The following is a 13,356-nucleotide window of genomic DNA, read 5'->3' as shown; positions in this document are numbered from 1 at the left end:
CTTGCGGAAAAACCGCATATTGCATCATAAAATAACATGATGTGCAAACACTAATGTATGCCGGCCAGAAATTATGTATATCTGGCCGGCTGCGGCTATGATACAATAAATACAGGTTATTTCGCGATACGAACATATTCGTCCGGCGTTTCATCCGCCGACCCGAAGTTCTCCGCCGGACACATGGGAGCGGATGGAGCAGCAGCCGGCATATTCGAGAAGCTGATCTGCTTCTCATCTTATTGAAAAACAAATAGTGTAATGGTAAGATAAAACTTAAAGTAATTCGGGCTTTGTATACGGATGGATCCTGTCCTTTTTGTCTAAAGGGCAGTTTTATAAGTGGTAAATCACGACATTACTGAAACAGCAATTAGAAGGAGTTTGAATAATTTGACTATAACGTTTCAAGATTTTAATTTAAGTTCTGATCTCATGAAAGCAATTAATCGTATGGGATTTGAAGAAGCAACACCGATTCAGGCACAAACGATACCGCTCGGACTTTCAAATAAAGACGTCATTGGACAAGCGCAAACAGGTACAGGTAAAACAGCTGCGTTTGGTATACCCCTTGTTGAAAAAATTAACCCCGAGTCTCCTAATATTCAAGCAATCGTAATCGCGCCAACCCGTGAATTAGCCATTCAAGTATCTGAAGAATTATATAAAATCGGACAAGATAAGCGTGCGAAGGTTCTTCCTATTTACGGCGGACAGGATATTGGACGGCAAATCCGGGCGTTAAAGAAAAATCCGCATATCATTGTCGGAACACCTGGACGTCTTCTTGACCACATCAACCGCCGCACAATTCGTTTAAACAATGTAAACACTGTAGTAATGGATGAAGCGGATGAAATGCTGAACATGGGATTCATTGACGACATTGAATCTATTCTTTCAAACGTGCCGAGCGAGCATCAGACACTTCTGTTCTCTGCGACAATGCCAGCACCGATCAAACGCATTGCAGAGCGCTTTATGACTGAGCCGGAACACGTAAAAGTAAAAGCAAAAGAAATGACGGTTTCTAACATTCAGCAGTTCTATTTAGAAGTGCAAGAACGCAAAAAATTCGATACACTGACTCGTCTTCTTGACATTCAGTCTCCTGAGCTTGCGATCGTATTCGGACGCACAAAACGCCGTGTCGATGAGCTGGCTGAAGCCCTGAACCTACGCGGATATGCGGCTGAAGGAATTCATGGTGACTTAACGCAGGCGAAACGTATGGTTGCGCTTCGTAAATTTAAAGAAGGTGCAATCGAAGTTCTTGTCGCAACTGATGTTGCCGCTCGCGGACTTGATATCTCAGGCGTAACACACGTGTACAACTTCGACGTGCCTCAAGATCCTGAAAGCTACGTTCACCGTATCGGAAGAACAGGCCGTGCAGGGAAAACAGGTATGGCGATGACGTTCATTACACCGCGTGAGAAAAGCATGCTTCGCGCAATTGAACAAACAACAAAACGCAAAATGGACCGCATGAAGGAGCCTACACTTGATGAAGCGTTAGAAGGCCAGCAGCAGGTTACTGTTGAACGTCTTCGCACGACAATCAGTGAAAACAACCTGAACTTCTACATGACAGCGGCAGCTGAGCTGCTTGAAGATCATGATGCAGTAACAGTGGTTGCGGCGGCTATCAAAATGGCTACAAAAGAGCCGGACAACACACCGGTTCGCTTAACTGACGAAGCGCCGATGGTCAGCAAACGCTACAAGAACCAGCGCTCTTCTAAACGCAGAGACGGACAAGGCGGCGGCTACCGCGGCGGAAAAGGGAAAAGCAACAACCGTTCTTCCTACGATAAAAAGCGTTCAAACGATCGCCGTTCTTCAGGTGACAGACGCCAGAAAAAATCTTACTAATTCTATCGATTAAGAGCCCAAAACATAACGTTTTGGGCTTTTTTATGTTCATGATTTGTTATTCAGCAAACTTTCAGCTGACGGATGCCATTTTTCTATGTATGCTTAAGAATGAAACCTTTCTGTATAAGAGACGTATAAGTAACGACGAAAAAACGGGAGGTAGGTATTTTGAGAGAGCAGCCAAAAAACCAAATCAGTCCAGACGGATTAAAGGTTTGGCGACTTCAAGAGATCATCGTATCTGCTGTCTGCTTGCTTATTGTCATAGCAGTTGCAGTGTTAAGCTATTATTTTCATTGGCCGTACTGGATCAGCGGCGTGCTCGGCGCGGTTTGGCTGCTGGGTTCGGTTGTGACGGTCTTTATCATTCCAAAGATCCGTCATAAAGTATGGCGCTATGAAGTCCATGAACATGAAATAGATATTCAGTCAGGTATTTTTGTGGTAACGCGTGTGATTGTCCCGATGGTCAGGGTTCAGCACGTCGATACGTCACAAGGGCCGTTATTGAAAAAGTACAACCTGGCAACCGTAAAAATTTCCACGGCCGCGACCGTTCATTCGATCCCCGCTTTAGAGATGGAGGAAGCGGATCGGCTGAGAGACTCCATTTCCCGTCTGGCAAGGGTGACTGACGATGATGTCTGAACCGAAACGCCTGCACCCGGCGGCAGTTATTTTGAATTTATGCCATACCATTATTCAAACGATAAAAAATATCATTCTGCCATTCTTTTTTGTGTATATCGTCAATTCGAACAATACTGTCCGTTTTTACGGAGCCATTGCGCTCGGTGTGCTGTTCATCTGGCTTGTAGCCGCAAGCATCATCAAATGGAGAAGGTTTACCTATCGAATCGAAGATGACGAATTTAGAATTGAAGAAGGCTTGTTTGTCACGAAAAAGCGATACATATCGATTGATCGGATTCAAACGATGAATACGAGCGCGGGCGTGATCCAGCAAATCTTTAAGCTTGTGAAGCTGCAAATTGAAACGGCAGGCGGAGGCAAGGAGGCGGAAGCTGTTCTTTCTGCTATTTCTGTTGAAGAAGCCGAACGGATCAAGGAAGCCGTCTTTAAGAAAAAAGCACAAAGGCACGAAAGCGAACACGATAAAGAATGGCTTGAAGCTGAGCAGGAGCTGATTCCGGCGGTTGAGCCGGAAGAGCACTATCGGATGAACATGAAAGAATTGCTCATGGCCGCCTCTACCTCCGGCGGAATCGGAGTGATTATCTCCGCTGTATTTGCGCTTATTTCTCAGCTTGATGAAGTGCTGCCGATGGATTGGTTTTTTGATAAATTTTCCTTTCTTCAGCACGCCAGCATCGGCATTTACGCGGTACTCATTTTTATCGGTTTATTTATCGCCTGGATTTTCAGCATTGCCGGTATGATGTTTAAATACGCGAACTTTCAAATCATTAAAAAAGAACAGGAACTGGTGATTTCAAGAGGGATTATTGAAAAACATCAAGTCACGATTCCGCTCCGAAAAATACAAGCCATTAAAATAAAGGAAAACATCATCCGCCAGCTTTTCGGCTTTGTGACGGTGTCCATCGTCAGCGCGGGCGGCGGCGACCGGGAAAAAGAAGAAGGCGCTTTGACCATTCTCTTCCCGATGATTCATAAAAAAAAGCTTCCGCACATGCTGCGGACATTTACGCCGGAATACACGCTGGAAGAAAACTTCCGCCGTCTGCCGCGGCACGCGTTGAAACGCTATTTATTCCGTTCCGTCATTTTTTCAATCTTTTTGATCATTCCATTATGTATCTTCTTTCAGCCATGGGGCTATCTGTCGATCATCCTGCTGCCGATTGAATTGATCTTCGGCTACCTCGCATATAAGGATGCAGGATGGACGATCAACGGAGATCGTCTTCAATTGACGTCCAGATTTATCAGCAGAACAACGGGAATTGTGTTAAAAAGACGAATGCAGGTTTGCAAGTTCAGCCAATCGTATTTTCAAAAGAAAGGCCGTTTGTATACCATTTCTACCTCGGTAAAATCATCGAGCCTTATGGAAGAATTATCGGTGAGGGATGTAGGTGAAGAGGATGCAGACTTCATTTTAAACTGGTACTCATATGAAAAAGCGGACGGTTAATACCGCCGCTCTTTTTTTTGCACACATAAAAACGAGAGAAGAAACCCGCCGCAAAGTCCAAACAGATGGGCCATCATGTTAATATTGGAGTTGATAAACGACATGAGAACGGCAAATGCGAGCAGTGTGAGAATCATTTTGGAATGCTCCTGCCCGATCAGTTCTTTGCGAAAAAGAACCATAAACAGATACACGCCGAACAGCCCGAAAATCGCTCCTGAAGCCCCGACATGCACGTAATCAAGCGGCTCTGTAACATATGTGCCGATATTGCCGATGATGCCGGAGCCAGCGTACACAAGCAGGAAACGCGCTTTTCCCAGCATGCGTTCCAAAGCAGGGGCAAATAAAAAGATGGACATGGAATTAAACAGCAGATGGGTAAAACCGGCGTGCAGCAAAACCGGTGTGATCAGCCGCCACCATTCACCGTTAGCGACGCCTAAATTATAGCCTGTGACGGCATCTCTCCATAACACGACTGAATGGACAGGAAGTGAAAAAAACAGCCAGAGAACGGCTTGCAAGGCCAATATAAAGGTGACAACGGGATAAAGCCTGATAAACGTTTGGAAATTTTCAGTCCGTATAAACATTCCGAGCCCCTTTTCTTCATTTTGGTATTTCTATAGTAACACGTTTATGAGACAAACCATTCAAATAGTACGTACGCAAAGGAGGTTATCACACATGATTTACGGCATTGGACTAGACATCACCGAGCTTAAACGGATCGCTTCTATGGCCGGCCGCCAGAAAAGGTTTGCTGAGCGGATTTTGACGCGAAGCGAGCTTGACCAATATCATGAGCTTTCAGAGAAAAGAAAAATAGAATTTCTTGCGGGGAGGTTTGCAGCAAAAGAAGCTTTCTCGAAAGCGTTCGGCACCGGTATAGGAAAACAGCTCAGTTTTCAGGACATTGAAATTAAGAAAGACCAAAATGGCAAGCCCTATATCATTTGCGCGAAGCTGAGCCAGGCCGCCGTTCACGTATCAATCACTCATACAAAGGAATACGCGGCCGCACAGGTTGTGATTGAAAGGTTGTCAAGCTAGTCTGCATATTAGCGAAACCCCACTCATATATTTGATAATGCATTAAGGGAGACAAGTTGTTTGAGGCTTTTATGGTACGCATCCGTTCTGCCTAACGTGTACCGAGCGTACCGTTAAAGTCAAACAAGCGATTTCTTCCTTTTACATCAATTGAGAAAAAGGGGTTGAAAAAGGTGAGAAAAAGCTTTGTTTTGCTTTTAACGGGACTGCTTGCTGTCCTTATTCTTTCTGCCTGCGGGGAAAAAACGCAGCAAGATATTGTGACCGGGTTAGATGAAAAGGCGAAAGAATACACCTCGTACAAAGCAAAAGCGAAAATGACCATCGAGACAGGGAGTGAGCCTCAAGTATACAATGTGGAAATCTGGCACAAAAAGCCGTCTCTGTACAGGGTTTATCTAGAAAATCCGAAAAAGGACCAAAACCAAGTCATTTTACGAAATGAAAACGGAGTATTTGTTCTCACGCCGTCTTTAAATAAGAGCTTCAGATTTCAAAGCGACTGGCCGAACAACAGCAGCCAGGTCTATCTGTTTGAATCGCTCGTAAAGGATGTTCAAAACGATTCAGATGCAGTCTTCACTGCGAAAGAAAAGAAATACGTATTTGAAACAAAAACGAACTATCAGCATAACAAAATGCTCCCAACGCAAGAAATCACGTTTAACAAAAAAGATATGAGCCCGTCATCTGTTAAAGTCATGGATACTGACCGAAAAGTGATGGTGAAAGTAGAATTCAGCAGCTTCGAATTTAATAAACAATTCGACAAAGAATCATTTGACGAAAAGAAAAATATGACCCTTTCTCAAATGGATGTTGCCACAAGCGCGAAACCATCCGATACATTCGCGGTCAAAACGCCGCTTGAACTGCCGCTTGGCGTAAAGCTGCTTGAAGAAAAAGATATTTCAACTGAAGACGGGAAGCGGATCATCATGACCTACGGAGGAGAAAAATCATTTACCTTAATTCAAGAAAAAGCCCAGATTGCCAAGGCTTCCTCCTCAATTACGCTGAACGGCGAACCGGTAAATCTCGGCTACACCATCGGCGCCTTGTCGGATGCCTCATTATCATGGACATATGACGGCGTAGATTACCTTCTCTCATCAAAAGATCTTTCTAAAGAGGAAATGGTGACAGTCGCGAAAAGCATGCAGGGACAATCATCTAAATAATTGCCAAAGGCCAAACATAATTTGGCCTTTTTTTCGTCAGGCATCGTTTCCCTTTGGACTATAATTTTAGTATGATATGTAAATGATATTGAATAAAAGCTAGGAAGTGTCATTATGAGCACAAAACCTTTTTACAGAGATACGTGGGCGGAAATCGACTTGTCCGCGATAAAGGAAAATGTCAGCAATATGAAAGAACACATCGGCGAACATGTCCATCTGATGGCAGTTGTAAAAGCGAACGCCTACGGACATGGTGATGCAGAAGTAGCAAAGTCTGCTCTTGACGCAGGTGCTTCATGCTTGGCCGTGGCCATTCTGGATGAAGCGATCTCACTGCGCGAGAAGGGCTTGAAGGCGCCTATATTGGTGCTTGGCGCGGTTCCCCCGGAGTATGTGGCAATCGCGGCGGAATATGACGTGACATTAACAGGTTATTCTGTTGAATGGCTTCAGGAAGCAGCCCGCCACTTGAAAAAAGGTTCCCTTCATTTTCATTTGAAGGTCGATACGGGGATGAACAGGCTTGGTGTAAAAACGGAAGAAGAAGTTCATCATGTGATGGCGATTCTTGATCGCAACCCCCGTTTCAAATGCAGAGGGGTATTTACGCATTTTGCGACAGCGGATGAAAAAGAAAGAGACTATTTCTTCATGCAGTTTGAGCGCTTTAAAGAACTGATTGCTCCGCTGCCGCTAAAAAAAATGATGGTGCACTGCGCCAACAGCGCTGCCGGCCTCCGGCTGAAAAAAGGCTTTTTCAACGCGGTCAGATTCGGCATCGGCATGTACGGTCTCCGTCCGTCAGCCGACATTACGGACGAAATACCGTTTCAGCTGCGTCCTGCATTCACCCTGCATTCGACGCTGTCGCATGTCAAATTGATCAGAAAAGGCGAGAGCGTCAGCTACGGAGCGGAATACACAGCGGAAAAAGACACATGGATCGGGACGGTGCCTGTAGGCTATGCGGACGGCTGGCTTCGAAAATTGAAAGGAACCGAAATTCTTGTGAAGGGAAAACGGCTGAAAATCGCCGGCCGAATCTGCATGGACCAATTTATGGTAGAGCTGGATCAGGAATATCCGCCAGGCACAAAAGTCACATTAATTGGCCGGCAGGGGGATGAATATATTTCCATGGATGAGATTGCAGGCAGGCTCGAAACCATTAACTACGAGGTATCTTGTACAATAAGTTCCCGGGTTCCCCGTATGTTTTTGGAAAATGGGAGTATAATGGAAGTAAGAAATCCTTTATTGCAGGAAAATGCAATCAAATAGCATCTCATAATGAGAATTCATAAAACAGCTTTGCTTGAAGAGTGAATAATGGTATCATTATCACTGGATGGATAAAAGAGTCGTATCCGTAAGTTTGGTGGAGGTGTATGTTTTTTGTCTGAATCCAGCGCAAGAACCGAAATGAAAATCAGCTTGCCCGAAAACCTAGTAGCTGAATTGGATGGTGTAGCGATGCGGGAGAAACGAAGCAGAAACGAACTGATATCACAAGCAGTGAGAGCGTATGTCAGCGAACGAACAACTCGTCACAACCGTGATTTGATGAGACGCGGCTATATGGAAATGGCGAAAATCAACCTGAATATTTCTTCTGAGGCTCACTTTGCGGAGTGCGAGGCTGAAACGACAGTTGAGCGCTTAGTCAGCGGAGGATAATCATTTGATTGTGAAACGCGGCGATGTTTATTTTGCTGATTTATCTCCTGTTGTTGGCTCTGAGCAAGGCGGGGTGCGCCCGGTTTTAGTGATCCAAAATGACATCGGAAATCGCTTCAGCCCAACTGCTATTGTTGCAGCCATAACAGCACAAATACAGAAAGCGAAATTACCAACCCACGTCGAAATCGATGCAAAACGCTACGGTTTTGAAAGAGATTCCGTTATTTTGCTGGAGCAAATTCGGACGATTGACAAGCAAAGATTAACGGATAAGATTACTCATCTGGATGATGAAATGATGGATAAGGTTGATGAAGCCTTACAAATCAGTTTGGCACTCATTGATTTTTAGACATATGTACAGGTTGCTCAAATAGAGCAACTTTTTTTGTTTTCAAAAAACATAAACGATATAATAGTGAAATAACGAAAAAAATATGTTGTTTTTTATCGGGAGGTAAGCGAATTTGATGTCGAATCAGACTGTATACCAGTTCATTGCCGAGAATCAAAATGAACTGCTCCAACTGTGGACTGACACACTAAAAGAATTAAGCGAGCAAGAATCATATCAGCTGACTGACCAAGTGTATGAAAATATATCTAAAGAGTATATCGACATTCTTCTTTCATCTGTTAAGGATGACAGTGCTGCTGAAAGCCAAATCAGCGAACTGGCGCTGAGAGCCGTCCAAATTGGACTTTCTTTGAAGTTTCTGGCTACGGCGCTAGCTGAATTCTGGAAGCGTCTCTACACGAAAATGAATGATAAGAGATTGCCAGATCAAGAGAGTACGGAATTAATCTGGCAGATCGATCGCTTTTTCAGCCCGATTAATACAGAAATCTTTAACCAATACTCAATCTCATGGGAGAAAACAGTATCCCTGCAAAAAATCGCGCTGCAGGAGCTATCTGCGCCGCTCATCCCGGTGTTTGAAAATATCACCGTGATGCCGCTGGTCGGAACAATTGATACCGAACGCGCAAAACGAATTATGGAGAATCTTCTTAACGGCGTCGTCAAGCACAGATCACAAGTCGTGTTGATTGACATTACGGGTGTTCCTGTCGTCGACACGATGGTTGCCCATCATATTATTCAGGCGTCTGAGGCGGTAAGGCTTGTCGGAGCGAAATGCCTGCTAGCCGGAATCCGTCCGGAAATTGCACAGACCATCGTCAACCTGGGGATAGATTTATCCCAAGTTATAACTAAGAATACCCTGCAAAAAGGAATTCAAACAGCATTGGAAATGACAAATCGAAAAATTGTTTCATTGGGGGAATAACATTTTGAGACATCCGAAAATCCCGATCTTGAAACTGTATAATTGCTTATTAGTGTCCATTCAATGGGAACTTGATGACCAAACCGCATTAACCTTTCAAGAAGACTTATTAAATAAAATATACGAAACAGGTGCTAACGGGGTTGTCATTGACCTGACATCTGTGGACATGATTGATTCCTTTATCGCTAAAGTGCTGGGCGACGTGATCACGATGTCTAAACTAATGGGCGCAAAAGTGGTCTTGACGGGAATTCAGCCTGCTGTGGCAGTTACGCTGATTGAACTTGGAATCGCACTTGAGGAAATCGAAACCGCGCTCGACTTAGAGCAGGGGCTTGAGACATTGAAGCGGGAATTGGGGGAATAGCGAATGAACGACCAATCCTGTGTAAAAATCATGACAGAATGGGATATTGTGGCCGCCAGACAACTGGGACGAAACGTTGCAAAAGAACTGGGTTTCGGCACTGTAGACCAGGCTAGAATTACAACGGCTATTTCAGAATTAGCCAGGAACATTTATTTATACGCCGGTAAAGGCCAGATTGGAATTGAACAGGTCGCAGACAGAGGAAAAAAGGGCCTGAAAATCATAGCGGAAGACCAAGGGCCGGGAATTCCTGATATCCGCAAAGTTATGGAAGACGGGTTTTCAACGTCTGGCGGACTCGGAGCGGGACTTCCCGGCGTGAAAAGGCTGATGGATGAATTCAGTTTAAATTCCGTATCGGGGGAAGGAACAGAGATACAAGCCATTAAATGGCTTCGGTAGGAGGTAAGAACGTGGATTTTAGGGAGGTTATTGAGCAGCGGTATCATCAGCTGCTTAGTCGATATATAGCCGAATTAACAGAAACATCTTTATATCAAGCCCAAAAATTCAGCCGAAAAACAATCGAGCATCAAATTCCTCCGGAAGAAATCATCAGCATTCATCGCAAAGTGCTGAAGGAGCTGTATCCGAGTCTCCCGGAAGATGTTTTTCATTCGCTGGATTTTTTAATAGAAGTCATGATTGGATATGGAATGGCTTATCAGGAGCATCAAACCCTCAGGGGGATACAGCAGGAAATCAAATCAGAAATTGAAATTGCGGCAAATGTCCAGCAGACGCTGCTCGGAACAAAGATTCCGCAGGAAGAAGCACTGGATATCGGCGCCATCAGTGTGCCCGCTAAACAGATGAGCGGTGATTACTACCACTTTGTCAAAGACAAGGAATCGATTAATATCGCAATCGCGGACGTGATCGGAAAAGGCATTCCGGCGGCACTTTGCATGTCCATGATTAAATACGCGATGGACTCTTTGCCGGAAACGGGCATACACCCTTCTCAGGTGCTGAAAAATTTAAATCGGGTTGTTGAACAAAACGTTGACGCAAGTATGTTTATTACGATGTTTTATGCAAATTACAATATGGACAAGCATCGATTTACATACGCTTCAGCAGGACATGAACCGGGATTCTATTATTCTCAGAAAGACAACACGTTTTACGATTTAGAGGCCAAAGGGCTCGTTCTTGGTATCTCGCAGGATTATGACTACAAACAATTTGATCAGCATCTGGAAAAGGGAGATATGATTGTTCTCTTTTCTGACGGCGTCACAGAATGCAGGACGGAAAACGGCTTCTTGGAGCGTCATGATATACAGAAGCTCATTGAGGAACATATGTGTGGCTCTGCGCAGGAAATGGTCAAAAACATTTATGACAGCCTCCTCAAATTGCAGGATTTTCAGCTTCACGATGATTTTACGTTAATTGTTTTAAGAAGAAAGGTTTAGCGTTTGCGAGCCGAGGGTATACAACAATTAAAGATTTGAAGGATAATTTGAGGTGATACGAATGAATATAAATGTTGATGTGAAACAGAATGTGGATGATATACAAGTAAACATTGCAGGAGAAATCGATGTGTATTCAGCTCCGGTGCTCAGAGAGAAGCTTGTTCCTCTAGCAGAACAAGGCGCTGACTTAAGGATTTGCCTGAAGGATGTCAGCTACATGGACAGTACCGGACTTGGCGTCTTTGTAGGGGTTTTTAAAACAGTGAAAAAACAAGGCGGTTCCCTCAAGCTTGAAAATCTGTCTGACCGGCTGATCCGTCTATTCGAAATTACTGGTCTTAAGGACATCATTGATATTTCTGCAAAGTCAGAAGGTGGAGTGCAATGAAGAATAACGCAGATTACATCGAAATGAAAGTGCCGGCCCAACCTGAATATGTAGGGATTATAAGGCTGACACTGTCAGGCGTCGCGAGCAGAATGGGCTATACGTACGATGAAATTGAAGATCTGAAAATCGCAGTCAGTGAAGCGTGTACAAATGCGGTTCAGCACGCTTACAAAGAAGATAAAAATGGGGAAGTGTCAATACGATTCGGTGTGTTCGAGGATCGTTTAGAGGTCATTGTGGCGGATGAAGGCGACAGCTTTGATTTTGATGAAAAGCAGCAGGATCTTGGGCCGTACACACCTTCACACACAGTCGATCAATTATCAGAAGGAGGGCTCGGTCTATATTTAATGGAAACGCTCATGGATGAAGTCAGAGTGCAAAACAACTCCGGCGTCACCGTAGCGATGACAAAGTATTTAAATGGGGAGCGAGTTGATCATGACACAACCATCAAAAACTACGAAACTAACTAAGGATGAAGTCGATCGGCTCATAAGCGATTACCAAACAAATCAAGATGAACAGGCGCAAGAAACGCTTGTACAGGTGTATACAAATCTGGTTGATATGCTTGCGAAAAAATATTCAAAAGGCAAAAGCTTTCACGAGGATCTCCGACAGGTCGGCATGATCGGGCTGCTCGGCGCGATTAAGCGGTACGATCCTGTCGTCGGCAAATCGTTTGAAGCTTTTGCAATTCCTACAATCATCGGTGAAATTAAACGTTTCCTCAGAGATAAAACGTGGAGCGTTCACGTGCCGAGACGGATTAAAGAACTGGGACCAAGAATCAAAATGGCGGTTGATCAGCTGACGACTGAAACACAAAGGTCGCCGAAAGTAGAAGAGATTGCCGAATTCCTTGATGTTTCAGAAGAAGAGGTTCTTGAAACGATGGAAATGGGCAAAAGCTATCAAGCCTTATCCGTTGACCACAGCATTGAAGCGGATGCGGACGGAAGCACCGTCACGATTCTTGATATCGTCGGATCACAGGAGGACGGATATGAGCGGGTCAACCAGCAAATGATGCTGCAAAGCGTGCTTCATGTCCTTTCAGACCGTGAAAAACAAATCATAGACCTTACGTATATCCAAAACAAAAGCCAAAAAGAAACTGGGGACATTCTCGGTATATCTCAAATGCACGTCTCGCGTCTGCAGCGCAAAGCTGTGAAGAAGCTCAGAGAGGCCTTGATTGAAGATCCCTCCATGGAGTTAATGTAATGATCCAGGTTGAAGAAAACGAGCATATTCAAACCCTTGTATACCAAATGAATAAAGAAGGAAAATCGATTTGCGGTGACAGCTTTTTTATGAAAGCTGATGATCAAGAATTAATTTGTGCGGTAGCTGACGGACTTGGAAGCGGATCGCTTGCCAACGAATCTTCTTCAGCAATCAAAGACTTAGTGGAAAACTATGCGAACGAAGACGTACAAAGCATTATCGAACGCTGTAATCAGGCGATGAAAAACAAAAGAGGCGCAACAGCATCTATCCTGAAAATTAATTTTGAACAAAGGCAGTTTACGTACTGCTCTGTCGGAAACGTACGTTTTATTCTGCATTCCCCGTCTGGTGAAAGCTTTTATCCTCTGCCGATTTCAGGCTATTTATCAGGCAAGCCGCAAAAATACAAAACGCACACTGCCACCTATGAAAAGGGTTCAAAGTTCATTATACATACAGATGGACTCAACGTACCCGACATCCGCTCCCATTTGAAAAAAGGCCAATCGGTAGAAGAAATATCGAATTCGCTGAAAATGTATACGACATCGAGAAAAGATGATCTGACCTATATTCTTGGACAGCTGTCCTAGGAAGTCAGAAAACGAGAAGCTGGAATACCGGCTTCTTTTTTCGGTTGACTATTAATAAGTGCACTTATTATAATTGATAAGCGCACTTATTATTTAGGGGGTTGTAGAATGTGGAATTATGAATACA

General features: G+C 44.2%; 18 protein-coding genes. 17 read left to right on the top strand and 1 reads right to left on the bottom strand.

Annotated elements, in window-relative coordinates:
• Nucleotides 1–57 precede the first annotated feature (57 nt).
• From LWH95_RS02375 to LWH95_RS02360, 4 genes are all read left to right on the top strand, one after another.
• A complete protein-coding gene (locus LWH95_RS02375; RefSeq protein ID WP_060397964.1) occupies nt 58–246 on the top strand; it encodes a hypothetical protein in 189 nt (62 codons plus the stop codon).
• Between the two features lie 147 nt (nt 247–393).
• On the top strand, nt 394–1,878 hold the full coding sequence (cshA, locus tag LWH95_RS02370; protein WP_019257533.1) for a degradosome RNA helicase CshA: 1,485 nt from the start codon (nt 394–396) through the stop codon (nt 1,876–1,878).
• A gap of 171 nt (nt 1,879–2,049) precedes the next feature.
• Nucleotides 2,050–2,529 (top strand): PH domain-containing protein, encoded by a 480-nt coding sequence (locus LWH95_RS02365; RefSeq protein ID WP_003240334.1) that lies wholly within the window; start codon nt 2,050–2,052, stop codon nt 2,527–2,529.
• Nucleotides 2,519–4,000 carry a PH domain-containing protein gene (locus LWH95_RS02360; RefSeq protein ID WP_232918883.1) on the top strand — a complete coding sequence of 494 codons (1,482 nt, stop codon included), beginning with the start codon at nt 2,519–2,521 and terminating at the stop codon, nt 3,998–4,000. Before LWH95_RS02365 ends, LWH95_RS02360 begins: the two co-directional genes overlap by 11 nt.
• Here the strand turns inward: LWH95_RS02360 and LWH95_RS02355 are convergent.
• Nucleotides 3,997–4,596, bottom strand: coding sequence for a rhomboid family intramembrane serine protease (locus tag LWH95_RS02355; protein ID WP_003240338.1), 600 nt, complete (start codon nt 4,594–4,596; stop codon nt 3,997–3,999). The genes LWH95_RS02360 and LWH95_RS02355 overlap by 4 nt on opposite strands.
• Nucleotides 4,597–4,690: 94 nt before the next feature.
• On the opposite strand from LWH95_RS02355, the gene acpS reads away from it, so the two are divergent.
• From acpS to rsbX, 13 genes are all read left to right on the top strand, one after another.
• Nucleotides 4,691–5,056 carry a holo-ACP synthase gene (gene acpS / locus LWH95_RS02350; protein WP_003240339.1) on the top strand — a complete coding sequence of 122 codons (366 nt, stop codon included), beginning with the start codon at nt 4,691–4,693 and terminating at the stop codon, nt 5,054–5,056.
• A gap of 164 nt (nt 5,057–5,220) precedes the next feature.
• Complete coding sequence (locus LWH95_RS02345) at nt 5,221–6,237, top strand: LolA family protein (RefSeq protein WP_133488407.1); 1,017 nt, start codon at nt 5,221–5,223, stop codon at nt 6,235–6,237.
• 114 nt (nt 6,238–6,351) lie between these two features.
• On the top strand, nt 6,352–7,521 hold the full coding sequence (alr, locus tag LWH95_RS02340; protein WP_133488405.1) for an alanine racemase: 1,170 nt from the start codon (nt 6,352–6,354) through the stop codon (nt 7,519–7,521).
• A 114-nt stretch (nt 7,522–7,635) separates the two neighbouring features.
• Nucleotides 7,636–7,917, top strand: a complete 282-nt coding sequence (gene endB, locus LWH95_RS02335; protein WP_003225183.1) for a type II toxin-antitoxin system antitoxin EndoAI — start codon at nt 7,636–7,638, stop codon at nt 7,915–7,917.
• A gap of 4 nt (nt 7,918–7,921) precedes the next feature.
• Complete coding sequence (ndoA, locus tag LWH95_RS02330) at nt 7,922–8,272, top strand: type II toxin-antitoxin system endoribonuclease NdoA (RefSeq protein WP_003156187.1); 351 nt, start codon at nt 7,922–7,924, stop codon at nt 8,270–8,272.
• Nucleotides 8,273–8,387: 115 nt separating this feature from the next.
• On the top strand, nt 8,388–9,212 hold the full coding sequence (gene rsbRA / locus LWH95_RS02325; protein ID WP_133488403.1) for an RsbT co-antagonist protein RsbRA: 825 nt from the start codon (nt 8,388–8,390) through the stop codon (nt 9,210–9,212).
• Between the two features lie 4 nt (nt 9,213–9,216).
• On the top strand, nt 9,217–9,582 hold the full coding sequence (gene rsbS / locus LWH95_RS02320; RefSeq protein ID WP_003225190.1) for an RsbT antagonist protein RsbS: 366 nt from the start codon (nt 9,217–9,219) through the stop codon (nt 9,580–9,582).
• A 3-nt stretch (nt 9,583–9,585) separates the two neighbouring features.
• Nucleotides 9,586–9,987: a serine/threonine-protein kinase RsbT gene (gene rsbT / locus LWH95_RS02315; RefSeq protein ID WP_003240352.1), complete on the top strand. Its 402-nt coding sequence runs from the start codon at nt 9,586–9,588 to the stop codon at nt 9,985–9,987.
• A gap of 11 nt (nt 9,988–9,998) precedes the next feature.
• Nucleotides 9,999–11,006 carry a phosphoserine phosphatase RsbU gene (gene rsbU, locus LWH95_RS02310; protein WP_003240354.1) on the top strand — a complete coding sequence of 336 codons (1,008 nt, stop codon included), beginning with the start codon at nt 9,999–10,001 and terminating at the stop codon, nt 11,004–11,006.
• 61 nt (nt 11,007–11,067) lie between these two features.
• Nucleotides 11,068–11,397 carry an anti-sigma factor antagonist RsbV gene (gene rsbV, locus LWH95_RS02305; RefSeq protein WP_003240357.1) on the top strand — a complete coding sequence of 110 codons (330 nt, stop codon included), beginning with the start codon at nt 11,068–11,070 and terminating at the stop codon, nt 11,395–11,397.
• Nucleotides 11,394–11,876 carry an anti-sigma B factor RsbW gene (rsbW, locus tag LWH95_RS02300; protein ID WP_003240359.1) on the top strand — a complete coding sequence of 161 codons (483 nt, stop codon included), beginning with the start codon at nt 11,394–11,396 and terminating at the stop codon, nt 11,874–11,876. The genes rsbV and rsbW overlap by 4 nt, the downstream gene beginning before the upstream one ends.
• Nucleotides 11,842–12,630, top strand: a complete 789-nt coding sequence (gene sigB, locus LWH95_RS02295) for an RNA polymerase sigma factor SigB (RefSeq protein WP_003240361.1) — start codon at nt 11,842–11,844, stop codon at nt 12,628–12,630. The genes rsbW and sigB overlap by 35 nt, the downstream gene beginning before the upstream one ends.
• Nucleotides 12,630–13,229, top strand: a complete 600-nt coding sequence (gene rsbX / locus LWH95_RS02290) for a phosphoserine phosphatase RsbX (protein ID WP_232918882.1) — start codon at nt 12,630–12,632, stop codon at nt 13,227–13,229. The genes sigB and rsbX overlap by 1 nt, the downstream gene beginning before the upstream one ends.
• The last annotated feature ends 127 nt before the right edge of the window (nt 13,230–13,356 follow it).

This window comes from Bacillus sp. G16, from assembly GCF_021282335.1.
In the GTDB taxonomy this organism is placed as follows: Bacteria; Bacillota; Bacilli; order Bacillales; family Bacillaceae; genus Bacillus; species Bacillus inaquosorum.
Note: the sequence above shows the minus strand (reverse complement) of the source record. Positions and strands in the feature narration are given on the sequence as shown.